At 63.0% G+C, this 18,007-nt stretch carries 10 protein-coding genes; 9 read left to right on the top strand and 1 reads right to left on the bottom strand.

Annotated features, from left to right (window positions below):
- Window positions 1–147 precede the first annotated feature (147 nt).
- From QMG25_RS17825 to glgX, 6 genes are all read left to right on the top strand, one after another.
- The gene (locus tag QMG25_RS17825) at window positions 148–630 is read left to right on the top strand and encodes a CarD family transcriptional regulator (RefSeq protein ID WP_203312306.1); all 483 of its coding nucleotides are present in this window, start codon (window positions 148–150) and stop codon (window positions 628–630) included.
- 95 nt (window positions 631–725) lie between these two features.
- Window positions 726–1,505 carry a 2-C-methyl-D-erythritol 4-phosphate cytidylyltransferase gene (ispD, locus tag QMG25_RS17830; RefSeq protein WP_283462406.1) on the top strand — a complete coding sequence of 260 codons (780 nt, stop codon included), beginning with the start codon at window positions 726–728 and terminating at the stop codon, window positions 1,503–1,505.
- 5 nt (window positions 1,506–1,510) lie between these two features.
- A complete protein-coding gene (gene ispF, locus QMG25_RS17835) occupies window positions 1,511–2,032 on the top strand; it encodes a 2-C-methyl-D-erythritol 2,4-cyclodiphosphate synthase (protein ID WP_283462407.1) in 522 nt (173 codons plus the stop codon).
- Window positions 2,029–3,453, top strand: a complete 1,425-nt coding sequence (cysS, locus tag QMG25_RS17840; protein ID WP_283462408.1) for a cysteine--tRNA ligase — start codon at window positions 2,029–2,031, stop codon at window positions 3,451–3,453. Before ispF ends, cysS begins: the two co-directional genes overlap by 4 nt.
- Window positions 3,454–3,783: 330 nt before the next feature.
- Window positions 3,784–4,785: a 23S rRNA (guanosine(2251)-2'-O)-methyltransferase RlmB gene (gene rlmB, locus QMG25_RS17845; RefSeq protein WP_283462409.1), complete on the top strand. Its 1,002-nt coding sequence runs from the start codon at window positions 3,784–3,786 to the stop codon at window positions 4,783–4,785.
- A gap of 2 nt (window positions 4,786–4,787) precedes the next feature.
- Window positions 4,788–7,169 carry a glycogen debranching protein GlgX gene (glgX, locus tag QMG25_RS17850; RefSeq protein WP_283462410.1) on the top strand — a complete coding sequence of 794 codons (2,382 nt, stop codon included), beginning with the start codon at window positions 4,788–4,790 and terminating at the stop codon, window positions 7,167–7,169.
- A 136-nt stretch (window positions 7,170–7,305) separates the two neighbouring features.
- On the opposite strand, the gene glgP is transcribed toward glgX, so the two are convergent.
- Window positions 7,306–9,930, bottom strand: coding sequence for an alpha-glucan family phosphorylase (glgP, locus tag QMG25_RS17855; RefSeq protein WP_283462411.1), 2,625 nt, complete (start codon window positions 9,928–9,930; stop codon window positions 7,306–7,308).
- 285 nt (window positions 9,931–10,215) lie between these two features.
- Here glgP and QMG25_RS17860 point away from each other — a divergent pair, with 285 nt between their 5' ends.
- Genes QMG25_RS17860 through glgB form a run of 3 tightly spaced genes read left to right on the top strand, consistent with a single transcriptional unit; the run spans window position 10,216 to window position 17,680 of the window.
- Window positions 10,216–12,216: an alpha-1,4-glucan--maltose-1-phosphate maltosyltransferase gene (locus QMG25_RS17860; protein WP_283462417.1), complete on the top strand. Its 2,001-nt coding sequence runs from the start codon at window positions 10,216–10,218 to the stop codon at window positions 12,214–12,216.
- Between the two features lie 2 nt (window positions 12,217–12,218).
- Entirely contained in the window at window positions 12,219–14,006 is a 1,788-nt protein-coding gene (gene treS / locus QMG25_RS17865; protein WP_283462412.1) for a maltose alpha-D-glucosyltransferase, read from the top strand.
- A complete protein-coding gene (gene glgB / locus QMG25_RS17870) occupies window positions 14,006–17,680 on the top strand; it encodes a 1,4-alpha-glucan branching protein GlgB (RefSeq protein ID WP_283462413.1) in 3,675 nt (1,224 codons plus the stop codon). Before treS ends, glgB begins: the two co-directional genes overlap by 1 nt.
- Window positions 17,681–18,007 lie beyond the last annotated feature (327 nt).

Consider the following 18,007-nt stretch of genomic DNA (forward strand, 5'->3'; position numbering starts at 1 on the left):
AGGGCTTTTAGTCAAGGGGTCGACAATTCTCCAATTGTTGGAACAATTGCGCGGTCAGCGTAGGCCCGGCGGCTCCTGACCTGCGGAAACTCAAGGGAGTGAGCCGTTAACCGTGGTAAACTGGAGTATTGGAAAGGGAGAATCCACATGCTTTTTGAGGTCGGCGAGACAGTAGTTTACCCACATCACGGTGCGGCGAAGATCGAAGAGATCAAGATGCGCACTGTACGGGGTGAAGAGAAGATGTATCTCAAGCTCAAGGTCGCGCAAGGGGATCTGACAATTGAGGTTCCCGCGGAGAATGTAGACCTTGTTGGGGTTCGTGACGTTGTAGGCAAGGAAGGACTGGAACACGTTTTTGAAGTGCTCCGCGCTGAGTTTACGGAGGAACCCACCAACTGGTCCCGCCGTTACAAGGCAAATCTGGAGAAGCTTGCATCCGGCGATGTCATCAAGGTCGCAGAGGTCGTTCGCGACCTCTGGCGCAGGGACAACGACCGGGGCTTGTCGGCAGGCGAAAAGCGGATGCTGGCCAAGGCCCGGCAGATCTTGATTTCCGAGCTTGCACTGGCGGAAAAGACTGACGAGGACAAGGCAGCTGAAGTCCTTGACGAGGTTTTGGCTTCATAGCCTCGAAAGAGAACAATGGGAAAACCCTGCACCGGTCGGTGCAGGGTTTTTTCATGTCCGGCCCAATTCCACTGCGGCCGACTAGTGTAGGTGTTATGACTGAGATGAAGGCTGGCTCGTGCGCCGTCGTGATAGTTGCAGCAGGATCCGGGCGGCGTCTGGGCCACGGGGTTCCCAAGGCGAGGGTGCCGTTGGGTGCAGACCCGTTGCTGGTCCATGCCGTTCGTGGAGTCCTCAAGGCGGGCATTGCCACACAAATCTGTGTTGCCATACCTGCCGATGACCCTGAACTGGCAGAAATCTGTCGCAAGCTGGGGGCCGAGGCCGCCACTGCGGGGCTGCTGTTCAGTGTTGTTGCAGGCGGTGCGCAACGATCGGAATCGGTGAACGCGGCGCTGGCCGAAATTGCCGACGGCGTTGCCACCGTCATGGTCCACGACGCCGCCAGGCCGCTGACACCCTCGGGCGTGTTCAACCGAGTGGCGGGCGCCCTCCGCGACGGCGCAAAAGCCGTGATTCCGGCGCTGGCCGTCACGGACACCATTAAGACTGTTGAACCTGCAAGCCTTCCCGCCACAGGCGCCGGAGTTGAAAAGGTGGTGGGCACGCCAGCGCGCAACCAGCTGCGCTCCGTGCAGACTCCGCAGGGTTTTGAGCTGGAAACCTTGCGCCGGGCCCACGCCTATGCGCTGACGCTCGACGACGAGGCCGCCTCCCGCATCACCGATGACGCCATGCTGGTGGAAGCGATGGGTGAGGAAGTGTTTGTGGTCCAGGGTTCAACCCACAGCTTCAAGATCACCGCGCCCCTTGACCTGTTGCTGGCCGAGGCCATGCTCGAGGGCCCGTTGCGCCCCCGCTGGCTGGAAGGGTAGGGCCCATGAATTTGCCCCGCACAGGCATTGGGATCGATATCCACGCCTTCGCCCCGGAAGACAACCCCGCGCCACTCTGGCTGGCGGGCCTGCACTGGGAAGGCGAACGCGGCCTCAGCGGCCATTCCGACGGCGATGCCGTGGCCCACGCAGCCGCGGACGCGTTGTTTTCAGCCGCCGGTTTGGGCGACCTTGGCACACACTTTGGCACGGATCGCCCCGAATACCAAGGCGCATCCGGGGTGAGCCTGTTGGCCGAAGCTGCCCGCATTGTCCGTGCGGCAGGCTTTGAGATCGGCAACATCGCCGTGCAATTTGTGGGCAACAGGCCCAAATTCTCGCCCCGCCGACTCGAAGCGGAAGCTGCCTTGAGCGCAGCGGCCGGGGCCCCGGTTTCGGTCAGTGCCACCACCTCCGACGGGCTGGGCTTCCCCGGCCGCAGCGAAGGGATCACGGCGGTCGCCACGGCGCTGGTGGCCGGCCGCGGACGCGCGGATGCCGGGCGAGAGGATAGCCTAGAGCCGTGACCCTGCGCTTCCATGACTCCGCCACCGCCTCCATCCGCGACTTTGCCCCGCTCAAAGACGGGCAGGTGTCGCTGTACTACTGCGGCGCCACCGTCCAGGGTGAGCCGCACATTGGCCACGTCCGCTCCGCACTCGCCTTTGACCAGCTCACCCGCTGGCTGCAGGTGAGCGGCTACCACGTTACGGTTATCCGCAATGTGACGGACATCGACGACAAAATTCTTGTCAAGGCCGCCGAAAACAACGAGCCCTGGTGGGCGCTGGCCTACCGGTTCGAGCAGGCCTTCGAGGACGCCTACGCCGCCCTTGGGATCCGAAAGCCCACCTATGAGCCGCGTGCCACCGGCCACATCCCGGAAATGCACGCGCTCATCGCCACGCTCATTGAGCGAGGCCACGCGTACCCCGCCAGCGACGACTCCGGAGACGTCTACTTCGACGTGCGCTCCTGGCCGCAGTACGGTTCGCTGACGCACCAGAACATTGATGACATGCAGGCCGCGCCCGACGCCGACCCGCGGGGCAAGCGCGACCCCCGCGACTTTGCGCTGTGGAAGGGCCACAAAGCAGGCGAACCCGAGACTGCCAAATGGGAGTCCCCGTGGGGCGCCGGCCGCCCCGGCTGGCACCTTGAATGCTCGGCCATGGTCACCAAGTACCTCGGCACCGAGTTCGACATCCACGGCGGCGGGCTTGACTTGCGCTTCCCGCACCACGAAAACGAGATGGCCCAGTCCCAGGCCGCCGGCCACGGCTTCGCAAACTTCTGGATGCACAACGGGATGGTCACCTACCAGGGTGAAAAAATGTCAAAGTCCATTGGCAACACCATCAACCCGCGCGAAATGCTTGAGCTGGCCCGCCCGCTGGTGGTCCGCTACTACCTGGGCCAGGCCCACTACCGCTCCGTGCTGGACTACCGGCCCGGCTCGCTCGCCGAGGCCGCGGCCGCCGTCGAACGCATTGAAACGTTCATGCATGCCGCCGTCGCCCGCTTGTTCCCTGGTGGCAACGGTGATTGGGGTGTGGCTGCCAAGCTCCCGGATGCCTTCCGTGCCGCCATGGATGATGACCTGAACGTCCCGGCCGCCCTCGCCGTCCTGCATGAAACGGTGCGTGCAGGCAACACCGCTTTGGCCGCCAAGGACGACGACGGGACAGCGCTGGCGCTGCAGTCGGCCGTGGGCATGATGTCCGCTTTGGGGATCAACCCGCTGGATAAGCAGTGGCAGCAGGGGAGCGGTTCGGCGGCACAACAGGCGGCCCTTGATGTGCTGGCCAACGCCCAGTTGGAAGCGCGCAGTAAAGCGCGGGCGGAGAAAAACTGGGCCGAGTCGGACAAGATTCGAGACACCCTGGCCGCAGCCGGAGTGGAAATCGCCGATTCAGCAGAAGGCTCCACCTGGTCGCTGAAGAACTAACTACCGACGCTCCTGCAGTTTCGGGGGTGAAACGCCCAACGCTCCCGCAGTTTCGGGGGTGAAACGCGGAACGCTCCTGCGCCGGATGCTGGAGCGTTCGCAATTTCTGCCCCCAAGCTGCAGGAGCGTCGTTGGGGGAGAGGGGCGCGGGGTGAGGCGGAACACTATTGGGTTCCCATACCACTAAATTTACCTTCAGGCCGTAAGCTGTTAGCTACGGGAATGTTGTTTTCCGTAATGCGGTGTGCCCCAAACGTGCGCACTGGCTGATCAGTTTGACGAGCTTCGGCGCCATTTTGAGGGCGCCGCACCAATCGTAAGGGTTTTACCATGGCCAATAGTTCACGCTCCGGGGCAGTACGCAAGACCAAGAAGGGCCCCAGCGTCGGCACAGGCGGCCACGGCCGGAAGGCGCTGGAAGGCAAGGGCCCCACGCCCAAGGCCAGTGAGCGCACCTACCACAAGGCCTTCAAGAACGAAGAGCTGGCAGAGCGCTCCGCCGCCAAGCATTCCGGTGGCGGCAGCAAACCAGCCGGCCGCCGCACCAACGGGCCCAAGGGCCGTGCCACCGAAGAGCTCGTCACCGGCCGCAACTCGGTTGTCGAGGCGCTGCGCGCGGGCATTCCCGCCAAGGCGCTCTACGTGGCCGTGCGCGTGGACATGGACGAGCGCGTCCGCGAATCCATCAAGCTGGCCACCGAACGCGGCATCCCGTTGTTGGAAGCGCACAAGCCGGAACTTGACCGCCTGACCGAAGACGCCATCCACCAGGGCCTGGTCCTGCAAATTCCCCCGTACGAGTACGAGGACGCCGTGGACACGGCCAGCGACATCATCGCCAAGTGGAAAAAGGGCCACATTGCCAACGCCCCGCTCATCGTGGCACTTGACGGGATCACCGACACCCGCAACCTCGGTGCCATCATCCGCAGCGTCTCGGCTTTCTCCGGCCACGCAGTGATCGTTCCCGAGCGCCGCAGTGCCGGCGTGACGGCAGCGGCCTGGAAGACCAGCGCCGGTGCCGCCGTGCGCGTGCCCGTGGCCAAGGCCCCCAACTTGAACCGCGCCATTGGCGCCTTCCAAAAGATGGGCTACTTTGTGCTGGGGCTCGACGGCGACGGCGATGTCTCGCTGCCCGATCTCACCCTGGCCACCGAACCGGTGTGCTTGGTGGTGGGCTCCGAAGGCAAGGGCCTCTCCCGCCTGGTCCGGGAAAACTGCGATCAGATTGTTTCCATCCCCATCGACTCCGCCATGGAGTCCCTGAACGCTTCAATGGCAGTGGGAATCAGCCTGTACGAGATCTCCAGGCAGCGCGCGGTCCAGGGCTAACCATGCCCATTACCGTCATAGAGTCAAGCAACACCCTGGGAGCGGCGCTGTCGCGCCATTTTCCGTTGGGTGTCAGCCCCATTCCCCGGAAACACGGCGCGGCTGCGGCCAACGTTGCTGTGTATGCACCGGACCACCGCGATGTGGTGCTGTGCTTCCAGCCGCCGGAGGGGGCATGGAAGGCTGTGCTGCTGCCGGACAAGACCGACGGTATCCACCATGGCCTGGTCGAAGGCATGCCGTTTGGGAGCCGCTACGGTTTCCATACGGACATTTCAGCCTCCCAGGAGGAACTGCTCCTGGTGGACCCCGAAGCGCATCAGCTGCTGCTTGACCCTTACGGCCGCTACATCGACGAACAGGTCGACGCCGACGGCAAGAGCAAGTACCTGTCGGTGCGGATGGCTGCTGAATTTGATTGGGGCACCGTGGAACGCCCCAAGACTCCGTGGCGCGAAACAGTAATCTATGAAGCCCACGTGCGCGGGCAGACAGAGCTGCACCCGGACGTGCCCGAAGAAATTCGCGGGACCTATGCGGGCATGGCCCACCCTGCCATGATCAAGCACCTGCAAAAGGTGGGTGTGACCGCAGTCGAGCTTTTGCCCATCCACTTCCACATTTCCGAGCCCCACCTGCAGGACGCCGGAATGAGCAACTATTGGGGCTACAACACACTGGGCTTCTTCGCCCCGCATGTGAAGTACGCCAGTGCCGCCGCGCAGGCTGCCGGTCCGGCAGCGGTGCAAGCCGAGCTCAAGGGCATGATCAAGCTGCTGCACACGGAAGGGATCGAAGTGATCCTTGACGTGGTTTACAACCACACGGCTGAAGGCGGCTCCGGCGGGCCCACGTTCAGCTGGCGCGGCCTGGCCGAAGAGCAGTACTACCGCATGCGCGACGGCCACTACTATGACACGACGGGCTGCGGAAACACGCTGAACTTTGGCAATCCACACGTCATCAAGATGGCGATGGATTCGCTGCGTTACTGGGTGGAGGAATTCCACATTGACGGCTTCCGGTTTGACTTGGCCGTTTCACTGGCACGCGACGGCCTGCACGAGTTCACCAACCAGCACCCGTTCCTGCTCGCTGCGGCCACCGACGGCGTGCTGTCTTCGGCAAAGCTCATCTCGGAGCCGTGGGATGTTGGCTACGGCGGCTGGCAGACGGGCAACTTCCCCACCGGCTGGGCGGACTGGAATGACACGTTCCGCGACACCGTGCGCGAAGTGTGGCTGACGGACAGGGCCGCCATGTTGGCCGGCTACCACCACAACGGCTTGGCAACCTTTGGCGACGCGTTGGGTGGCTCGGCGTCGATCTTTGCCGAATCGGGGCGCAGCCTGCTGGCCTCGATCAACATGGTCACGGCCCACGACGGCTTCACCATGGCCGACTTGACCGCCTACAACCACAAAAGCAACATCGACAACCAGGAAGACAACCGCGACGGCACGGGCAACAACCGCAGCTGGAACCACGGCGTTGAGGGCATCACCGACAACCCGAACACCCAGCGCCAGCGCGCCCGCACAGCTCGCAACCTCATGGCCACCATGCTCCTTGCCCAAGGCGTGCCCATGATCACGGCCGGCGACGAGCTGGGGCGCAGCCAGGGCGGCAACAACAATGTGTACTGCCAGGACAATGAGATCGCCTGGCTTGACTGGAGCATGGACGAAGAGTCCAAAACCATGCTGGCCGCCACCCAGCGGCTCCTGCGCATTCGCAAGGACTTCCTGTCCGCCCAGCCCAGCAGCTATCCCACCCGCGGGGGCCAGTCGTTCATCCACTGGTTCGGTTCCGACGGGCAGCCCATGTCGGGCGAGGGCTGGAAGAATCCGCACCAACGCGTGCTCACCATGCTCTTGGGGTCCCCCGATGGCACCATGGACGGCCTTGTCGTATTCAACACGGGGATCACCGATGAAGAGGTGGTCCTGCCGGCCAACCCGCGCTTCACCGCCGCACCCACGGTCGAGGAAACGGTTGACCTCACAGCCGGGCCCACCGACGCGGACACGGACGAGGACTCGGATGCGGAGCCGGTCTCGGCCGAGTCCGCCGACGTTGGCGCAGGGGAAGCCGCGCACGACTCCGCTGATGAAGCCACGGATGCGGCCCGGGCTGCGGCTACGGATGACGACCTGGTTGCGGCCGGGGATGCAGCGGCAGACACCGAGTCCGAAAGCATCGCGGAGATTCCCGTTCCACGCCCTTATCTGCTGCGGATGACAACGGAGGAACCGTCCAAGACGGACGACGGCGAGCCCACCTTCAGGCTGCCCCGTTCAGGCCCGGAGACTCAGGCGGGCGAATCCGTGCTGGTCAAGGCCAACACCGTCCATCTGTACAGCAACGTCTTGGGCCCGCGCTAGCCGCTAAATGGGCCGGCGCTGGCCGCTAAAAAACGGCGAGGTTGGAGATTGTGGGCCTGTTTTGAACGAACAGGTCCCCGCAATCTCCAACCTCGCCAATGTTTAACGAGCGGCAGTGGCGGTCATACGGCGGCGGTCATACGGTGGTGGTCAAGCCCAGCTCGGCCTGATTTGCCAACGCCTTGTGCCGCGGCAGCACTTGGACGCCATACCCGAAGCTGCCGGAGCGGTCAATGACCAAATTGGTCGAGAACTGGTAGCGTCCGGGGCCGTTTTCCACCACAGTGTCCAACGGCAGGGTGGCCGTGTCGGAGAGTTCGTCGGATTCCCCCACCGTTCCATACACCACTGTGATGCTGACATCCTCCGGACGCAGCCGGCCCAAATTCACGCGGGCCCGCACCTGCAATGTCTCACCAATTTGGGGCTCGTCGGCGAGGCCGTGGGATTCCACATGCTCAATGCCCACCCCGGGCCAAGCACTGCGAACACGCTCAACCCAGCCTGCAAACTCCTTCGTGGCCGCATACCCGTCCGCCCGTGCCAGGCGCCCGGCTTCTGCCGCCGGCTGGTACAGGCGCTGCACGTACTCGGCGACCATGCGGTTGGCTGAGACTTGCGGGCCCAAGTGCGCCACGGTGTGCTTGATCATGGAAATCCAGTGGGCGGGCAGATCTCCCTCTTGCGGCTTCGACGGACCGGCTGCTCCGGCGGCACCGGCGGCAGCATCTACTGTTTCCCCATAGAACCTCGGCGCCACCTGCGTTTCCAACAGCTCGTACAGGGCGGCGGATTCAATGTCGTCGCGCTCCTCCTCACTGGTGCCGGTATTTGCCGTGGGGATCGCCCAGCCGTTCTCGCCGTCGTACATTTCATCCCACCAGCCGTCCATGACGGAGAGGTTCAACGAGCCGTTGATGGCCGCCTTCATTCCGGAGGTGCCGCATGCTTCCAGCGGCCGCAGCGGGTTGTTCAACCACACGTCGCAGCCGGGGAAGAGCGTGCGCGCCATGGCGATGTCGTAGTTGGGCAGGAAGACGATCCGGTGGCGCACTTCGGGGTCGTCGGTGAACTGCACCAGGTCCTGGATCATTTTCTTGCCGGAGTCGTCGGCCGGGTGGGACTTGCCCGCGATGATGATCTGGATGGGGTGCGTGGGGTGCAGCAACAGCGCCTTCAGCCGGGCAGGGTCGCGGAGCATCAGGGTCAGGCGCTTGTAGGTGGGTACGCGTCGGGCAAAACCAATCGTGAGCACATCGGGGTCAAGGGCCGAATCGGTCCACGCCAGTTGCGCGTCGGCGGCCCCGCGCTTCCGCCACGAGGAGCGCAGCCGACGCCGGGCATCCTTGACCAGCGCGGCACGAACGCTCCGGCGCAGGGCCCAGATGTCCTCGTCGCTGATTTCCCACACCTTGGACCAGTCGCTGGCGTCAAGGACATCGGTGTTGAAGCGTTCCCGGACCAAGGCCACCCATGCAGGGTCCACCCAGGTGGGCACATGCACGCCGTTGGTGACCGAGGTGATCGGCACATCCTGCACGTCAAAGCCCGGCCACAAACCGGAGAACATGCCGCGGGAGACCACGCCGTGCAGCTTGGCCACACCGTTGGCGCGCTGGGCCAGGCGCAGGCCCATGACGGCCATGTTGAAGACGTCGGGGTCGCCGTCGTCGTACGTCTCCGCGCCCAGGGCAAGAATCTGCTCCACTGGGACCCCCGGTGCCAGCTCTCCGGCGAAGAAGTGCTCGATCATGCCGCGCGGGAAGCGGTCGATCCCGGCAGGGACGGGCGTGTGGGTGGTAAAAACGGTGGAGGCGCGGCCGGCCGCCAGCGCCTCGTTCCACGTCAGCGGCGCCTCGGTCACGGCCGGGTCCATGAGCTCGCGGATGCGTTCAATGCCCAGGAAGCCGGCGTGGCCTTCATTGGTGTGGAACACTTCCGGGGCCGGCGTGCCGGTGAGGCGGGCATGCACCCGCAGCGCCTTGACCCCGCCCATACCCAGCAGCAGCTCCTGCGTTAGCCGGTGGTCGCCGCCGCCGCCGTAGAGCCTGTCCGTCACACCGCGGGCGGCGTCGTCGTTTTCGGCAACGTTGGAATCGAGCAGCAGCAGCGGAACACGCCCCACGTCGGCACGCCAAATATTTGCGCGCAGCACGCGGTTCTCCGGCAGCGGGAGCTGAATCTGGATGGGGGTGCCGTCGTCTTCGCGCAGCAGCGTCAGGGGGAGGGCGTCCGGGTCAAGCAGAGGGTAGGTTTCCTGCTGCCAGGCGTCCCTGGACAGTGACTGCTTGAAGTAGCCGGCCTGGTACAAAAGTCCGACGCCGATCAGCGGCACCCCGAGGTCGGAGGCGGACTTGAGGTGGTCGCCGGCCAAAATACCGAGCCCGCCCGAGTACTGCGGAAGGACTTCGGTGATGCCAAATTCAGGGGAGAAGTAGGCAATGCACTCCGGGGCGCCCTCTCCGAGCCCCTGGTACCAGCGCGGTTTGCTGAGGTAGCGTTCAAGGCTTTGCGCGGCTTTTTCCACACCGTCCACAACGTCGTGGTCCTGGGCCAAGTCCTGCAATTGTGCACGGGACAGGGCCGAGAGCATGGCCAGGGGGTCGTGGCGGGACTCTTCCCACAGGTCCGGGTTGAGCGATTCAAACAAGGCGCGAGTGGGCAGGTGCCAAGACCAGCGGAGGTTGGTGGCCAGTTGCGTCAGCGCGGAGATCTGGGCGGGGATCAGGGAGCGAACGGTAAATCTGCGAGTTGCCTTCATGCCGGAAACCATAGTTCATCAAGCTTGAAAACACTGGGAACATGTGTCTTTTTGGCCCGTGACGACGTAACTTGGCCGGAACCACCGCTTATGTGTCCTGCACGTGACGTCCCAATCCCGCCATTTGGCGCCGGACCTTAGCATTATGCGCGTGGAGTGACTAACGTCGTGTTTGTGACTACTTCCCAGCCTTCGCGCCAAGTACCAGCCGTCAGCGCCACGCCAGCCGCAGAAAACGGTGCTTCACAGCACCATCGCGCCGTACCGGCGGACCCGCAGGATGGGCTGCGTTTTGGCCGGATTCCCATCACGAACGTCCAGCCGGTGCTGGAAGGCGGAAAGTTCCCGGCCAAGGGCGTTCGCGGCGCCGATGTGCGTGTCAGCGCCGTGGTCTTTCGTGAAGGCCACGACGTCCTGGGAGTCACGGCGGTTTTGTTTGCTCCCGACGGAAGCGAAACCCAGCGCACCCGGCTGGCTGCCGGACCCAAGGGCAGCGACTCGTGGGAGGGGGCGCTCACCCCGGCCTATGAGGGCGCGTGGAGTTTTGCCATTGAGGGCTGGAGCGACCGCTACGCCACCTGGGCGCACAATGCCCAGGTGAAGATCAACGCCGAGGTGGACGTCGAGGTCATGTTGGCCGAGGGGGCCGAGCTGTTGCACGGCGCCGCCAAGGACACTTCCGACGACGTGGCCGCCAAGGTCTTCAAGCACGCCGCAAAAACCCTGGCCAACGCCTCGCTCAACGTCAACGACCGCCTGGCCGCAGGGACCAGCGCGGAGGTGCGTGCCGCCGTCGTGCGTTATCCGTTGCGGGATCTTGTGACCCGCAGCGAATCGTTCCCGCTGAACGTGGAGCGCGACGCCGCAGGACGCGGCGCCTGGTACGAATTTTTCCCGCGCTCGGAAGGTGCACGCCACGATGCGCAGACGAGGCAGTGGAGCAGCGGAAACTTTCGCACCGCCGTCGACAGGCTGCCGGCCGTCGCCGCCATGGGTTTCGACGTGGTGTACCTGCCGCCGATCCACCCCATCGGCACCGTCAACCGCAAGGGCCCCAACAATTCCCTGACGGCGGGGCCGGCCGACCCCGGTTCCCCCTGGGCCATCGGATCGGCCGACGGCGGACACGACGCCATCCACCCGGAACTGGGCAATTTCGCCGACTTTGACGCCTTCGTCGCCGCAGCCAACGAGATGCAGTTGGAAGTTGCGCTGGATCTGGCGCTGCAGTGCGCCCCGGACCACCCTTGGGCCACGACGAATCCGGAGTGGTTCACCACCCGGGTTGACGGCACCATCGCCTATGCGGAGAACCCGCCGAAAAAGTACCAGGACATCTACCCGCTGAACTTTGACAACGACCCTGCCGGGTTGTCGGCGGAAATCCTGCGCATTGTGAGGCTGTGGATCGATCACGGGGTGCGGATTTTTCGGGTGGACAACCCGCACACCAAGCCCGTCTGGTTCTGGGAATGGCTCATTGGCACCATCAACGCCGAACGCCCCGACATTGTCTTCCTCGCCGAGGCGTTTACCCGCCCGGCCATGATGGCGGCGTTGGGCCGGGCCGGGTTCCAGCAGTCGTACAGCTACTTCACCTGGCGCAACACCAAGGAAGAACTCGAAGAGTACCTTGTGCACGTCAGCGCCGAATCAGCGGGCTATTTCCGGCCCAACTTCTTCGTCAACACCCCTGACATTCTCACCGAGTACCTGCAATATGGCGGACCGGCGGCATTCAAGATTCGCGCCATCCTGGCCGCCATGGGCAGCCCGCTCTGGGGCATGTATGCCGGCTATGAACTCTACGAACACGTGGCACGGCCCGGCTCCGAAGAGAACATTGACAATGAAAAATACGAATTCAAGAACCGGGACTTTGCCGGTGCCGTTGCCCAAGGCAAGTCGCTGGCGCCGTTCGTCACGCTGCTGAACAAGATTCGCCGTGCCCACCCGTCGCTGCTTGACCTGCAAAACCTGAGCCTGCATGAAAGCTCCGACGAGGCGACGCTGGTCTTCAGCAAGCACAAACACATTGCGGCCACCGGCAGCGAACCGGCCCGCAAGGACACCATCATCGTTGTCATCAACGTTGACCCGCACAGCATGCGCGAAGGCGAAGTGACCCTTGACCTTGACGCGCTTGACCTTGACGGGCTCTCCCCGGACGGGACGTTCATCGTGGACGAACTCATCACCGGGGCCAGCTGGAATTGGAGCAAACGGAACTACTTCAGGCTGGATGCCCACATGGAACCGGCCCACATTCTGCACGTCAGGAGATAACGATGGCCTTCCCGCACAGCAACAGCGCACCCAATTTCAACCTCAACGCCCCGGGGCTGGCCCACGATCCGCACTGGTACCGCAAGGCTGTCTTCTATGAAGTCCTGGTGCAGAGTTTTGCCGATGCCAACGGCGACGGGGCCGGGGACTTTTCCGGGCTCATTTCCCGTCTTGACTACCTGCAATGGTTGGGCGTTGATTGCCTCTGGCTGCCGCCGTTCCTTGATTCGCCCTTGCGCGACGGCGGCTACGATGTCCGTGATTTCAAGACGGTCATCGACGCCTACGGCACCATTTCCGATTTCAAGTCCCTGGTCGCGCAGGCTCACGAGCGCGGCATGCGGATCATCATTGACTTGCCGTTGAACCACACTTCGGACCAGCATGCGTGGTTTAAGGCGTCCAGGGAGGACCCGGAAGGGCCCATGGGCGACTTCTACATGTGGAGCGACACCACCGAACTGTACGAGGACGCCCGGGTCATCTTTGTGGACACCGAGGAATCCAACTGGACCTTCGACCCGGTTCGCCGGCAGTTCTTTTGGCACAGGTTCTTCAGCCACCAACCGGATTTGAACTTCAAGAATCCGCTGGTGCGCGAAGCCATCTTTGACATCGTGCGTTTCTGGCTCCAGCAGGGCATCGACGGGTTTCGCGCCGACGCCATTCCCTACCTCTATGCGGAGGACGGCACCAACTGCGAGAATCTGCCGGCCACGCACGAGTTCCTGCAGGAACTGCGTGCCATGGTCGACGAGGAATTCCCTGGCCGGATCATCATCGCCGAAGCCAACCAGATGCCGCACGAAGTGGTGGACTACTTTGGCACAGCGGAAAAACCCGAATGCCATATGGCCTTCCATTTCCCCATCATGCCCCGGCTCTACTACGCGCTGCGTGATCAAAAAGCGGCGCCGATCGTCGAGACCATGGCCAACACTCCCGAAATTCCCCGCGGGTCCCAGTGGGGTACGTTCCTGCGCAACCACGACGAGCTCACGCTGGAAATGGTCACGCCCAGTGAGCGCGAGGCCATGATGGGCTGGTACGCCCCGGACTCGCGCATGCGGGCCAACATCGGAATTCGACGCCGGCTGGCACCCTTGCTGGACAACTCACGGTCGGAAATCGAGCTCATCAACGCCCTCCTGCTGGGCCTGCCCGGCAGTCCTTTCCTGTACTACGGCGATGAGATCGGCATGGGAGACAACATTTGGCTCAATGACAGGGACGCCTCGCGCACCCCCATGCAATGGAACCCCGACCGCAACGCCGGGTTTTCCAACGCCGATCCGGGCAAACTCTTTCTGCCCGTCGTGCAGTCGCTGGTCTACAACTACAGCCACGTCAACGTTGAGGCGCAGTCGGCCCACACCAGTTCGCTGCTCCACTGGACCAAACAAATCTTGCAGGTGCGCAAGGCGCACCCGGCTTTTGGTCTGGGCCACTATGAGCCCGTGACCAGCAGCAACGAGGCCGTGCTGGCGTTTCTTCGCGTCCTGCCGGCGGAAAATGCGGCGGGGGAGTGGCCGGAAACCATCCTGTGCATCTACAACCTCTCCCAACACCCCGCTTCCGTGCTCCTGGACGTGCCCACCCTGGCCGGCCGCGGCCTGCGGGACGTTTTCGGCAGGGGCATCTTTCCCGGCATTGACGACGACGGACAGGTGACCCTGACCCTGGGGTCCTACGACTTCTACTGGCTGCGGGTCCGCTCGCAGGAATCCAACGTGCTCTCCACCCACACCACGGCGATTCCCATCATTGCTGGAACGGAGCACGGATACTGATGGCCGGGACACTCCTTGACCTGCTGGCCGATTGGCTCCCGCAGCAGCGCTGGTATCCGCGCAAGGGCGAAGCCGGCGTTGGCGCGCAGTTCGGCATTGATGCGAGTTTTGAGCTCCCGTCCCCGGACCCCTCACGCACACTGTTGGTGCTCCTGGTGAGTGTGGAGTCCCCCCGTGCAGGCAAGCACGACGCCGGGACCCGGCTCACGCTGCAAGTCCCGTTGAGCTTTCACCAGGATGACACAGCTGTATCAAAAAATGATGCCGGTGGCGACACCCCGCCGGACGGTTCGCTTGTTGGCGAACTTGCCGGCGGGACACTTGCCGGCGGTGGCGCCTGGCCAAGCGGACGCGTGTACGACGGTTTGGGTGATCCGGCGTTCATGCAGGCTTGGTTGTTGGAGCTCGCCAAGCAAGAAGTTGAAGTCGACCGGGCATCCGGTGCGGTCGGGCACTTGTGGGTGTGGCGGAATTCCGGCTTGGGCCCGTTGGGCGGTGTGCCGGCGTCGGGCGTTCGGCTGGTCGGTGCCGAGCAGTCCAACAGTTCCGTCATTTTTGATCTTGGCGACAGGCACCTCATTGCCAAATTCTTCAGGGTGCTCCAGGCCGGGGCCCATCCGGAGGTGGAAATTGGAAGTGCCTTGGCCGGTTTGGACGGTGGTGCCGGTGAACCGCACGTCCCGGCGCTGCAGGCCGCGGTGGGCTTCGGTGAAGGAAATACAACCCTTTTTGTGATTCATGACTTCATTGCGGATGCGCGCGAAGGATGGGTGGTGGCCCTCGCTGCGGCCAGCGCCCAAGCCGATTTCGCCTCCAGTTCCCATGCCATGGGAGTGGCACTGGGGCACGTTCACGCCAGCCTGCGCAGCAGTCTGGGCACGCACGAAAGCACGGAAGCAGAGACGGCCGTCTTCGTTGACGCGATTGCTGCCCGGCTGGAGTGGGCATGGAGGCTGGCGGGCCCGGCCGTGGGGCCGTACGATGAGCAGCTGAAGTCTTTTATGGTGCAACTGCACCAAATAGATTTCCTCCCGCCGACCCAGCGCATCCACGGGGATCTGCACTTGGGCCAGTTGCTGCGCAGCGGACAGGGGACCGAGCAGTGGTACATCCTCGACTTCGAAGGTGAACCCTTGCGTCCGTTGGCTGAGCGTGGGAGGGCGGATGTGGCCCTGCGCGACATTGCCGGGATGCTGCGCTCGTTTGACTATGCCGGCGCCCAAGCTGCGGCCAACACTTCTTCGCCCTCCATCCACGGCGCCGCGTGGGCCCGAACCAGCGCAGATGCCTTCATGAACGGCTATGAAAGCGTGTCAGGGGAGAGCGTTGCGCGCAACAGTCCACTATTCGTGGCATTGTGGCTGGATAAGGCCCTGTATGAGGTTGTTTATGAATTGCAAAATCGGCCCGATTGGGCGTGGGTGCCGATAAAGGCCGTGCAGGATTTGTTTGATTCAAGGGAAAGTGGAGTGGACATGGGACTGGATATGCAAGCCCCTCTGGCAATCGATGCGGGAGTCTTGGCGCGAATTTCCGCGGGCACCTACTATGCCCCGCATTCGGTGCTTGGCGCACATCTGCACGGGGACGGCCATGTCACGGTCCGGGCACTGCGGCATTTGGCCAAGTCCGTGCAACTGGTGACGGATCATGGAGAATTCCCCATGACGCACGAACACGGAGGCATCTGGACGGCCGTGTTGCAGGTGGAGGATCCGGGACACGTCCCGGACTACCGCTTGGACGTCAACTACGCCGACGGTGTCCACCGCTGCGACGACCCCTACCGCTACATGCCCACGGTGGGGGAGTTGGACATGCACCTCATTGCCGAGGGCAGGCACGAATCGCTGTGGACCGTTTTGGGTGCCCACGTGCAGCGCTACCATTCGGCGATGGGAGAAGTTTCGGGCGTCAGCTTTGCCGTCTGGGTGCCGGCCGTGCAAGCTGTGCGCGTCATCGGCGAATTCAACGACTGGGACGGCCGCGGCCACGCCATGAGAAGCCTGGGCACCAGTGGGATCTGGGAACTGTTCATCCCCGACGCAGCAGCGGGGGACCGCTACAAGTTTGAAATCCTCAGCGAACACGGCGAATGGCTGGAAAAAGCGGACCCCATGGCCTATGGCACCGAAGTTCCGCCACTGACTGCCTCGCGGGTTGTCGAATCGAGCTATGTGTTCCAGGACGACGACTGGATGAACCTGCGCGCACAAACCGATCCGCACAATTCACCCATGAGCGCCTACGAAGTCCACCTGGGATCTTGGCGTCCGGGGCTCAGCTACAAGCAGCTCGCCACGGAACTCGTTGAGTATGTCCATAACCTTGGCTTCACCCACGTGGAACTCATGCCAGTTTCCGAACACCCCTTTGGCGGCTCATGGGGCTACCAAGTCACGTCCTACTACGCACCGACGTCCCGCTTCGGACACCCCGACGAGTTCCGCCTTCTGGTTGACTCGCTGCACCAGGCCGGCATCGGCGTCATCATGGACTGGGTTCCGGCCCACTTCCCGAAGGATGAATGGGCACTGGCCAAGTTCAACGGCCAAGCGCAATACGAACACGCGGATCCGCGCTTGGGCGAACACCCCGACTGGGGAACGCTGATCTTCGACTTTGGCCGCAATGAGGTCAAGAACTTCCTGGTGGCCAACGCTCTTTATTGGATGGAGGAGTTCCACATCGACGGGCTCCGCGTGGACGCCGTCGCCTCCATGCTCTACCTTGACTACTCGCGGGATGACGGGGCCTGGAGCCCCAACCGCTATGGCGGCAGGGAAAACCTGGAGGCCATCAACTTCCTGCAGGAAATGAACGCCACCGCCTACCGCCGCAACCCCGGCATCGTCACCATCGCCGAGGAATCCACAGCATTCCCCGGAGTCACGGCTCCCACCAGCGGCGGCGGGCTGGGCTTCGGCATCAAATGGAACATGGGGTGGATGCACGACTCGCTCACCTACATGGAAGAGGACCCGGTCAACCGTGGTTGGCACCACAACCAGATCACCTTCTCGCTTGTCTACGCGTTCACGGAGAACTTCCTTTTGCCCATCAGCCACGATGAAGTGGTGCACGGCAAGGGATCGCTACTACGCAAAATGCCAGGCGACAGGTGGCAGCAGTTGGCCAACCTGCGCGTCTACCTAGCCTTCCAATGGGCGCATCCGGGCAAGCAGCTGATCTTCATGGGAACGGAGTTTGGCCAGGAATCCGAGTGGAGCGAGCAGTATGGCCTGGACTGGTGGCTGGCTGAAAACCCTGGGCACAGTGCCATTCAAACCTTGGTCAAGGAGCTCAACGAAAACTACACCGGCATTCCTGCACTGTATGAGCAGGACAATGTCCCGGAAGGCTTCACTTGGCTCAACGGCGGGGACACCGAGCACAACGTGGTCTCCTTTGTACGTTGGGACAAGAGCGGCAACCCGCTCGTGTGCGTGTTCAACTTTGCCGGCATGGCTTACGAGGGCTACCGGATTGGGGTGCCGGATGTCGGCAAGTGGCAGGAAGTACTCAATACCGATCTGGCCAAGTTCGGCGGATCCGACGTTGCCAACACGGGCACCTTGCTGGCTGAAGAGCTCCCGTGGGACGGGCAGGAAACCTCGTTGAGGCTCCGGGTTCCGCCCCTCGGAGCGCTGTATTTGGCACCCGTCGAGCGCTAGCCTCAAGCCCCTTGGGCGCCACCTCCCTGCCGTTTGGTAATCACGGCGGGGAGGTGCTAGAGTTAGTACTCCGCTGAACGAACAGTTCGGATCCGGACAAGACCAATTCCCCTGGCCTCGAAAATAGGCCTAATGGATTGTGTTCAAATGTAAATTTGAATTTCGTCGTAATCACGGATTTGACTTGTTGGAATTCAGTCGGGTAAGCTTGAAAAGTTGCCTCGGTGCTGATCATTGCGAATGAACGTGTGTTTGTTTGGGTGTGTGGCTGGGTGTGTTTGTTGTTTGAGAACTCAATAGTGTGCCAAGTTTTATTGATACCAATTT

The organism is Arthrobacter sp. H35-D1, from assembly GCF_030063185.1.
Classification (GTDB): Bacteria; Actinomycetota; Actinomycetes; order Actinomycetales; family Micrococcaceae; genus Specibacter.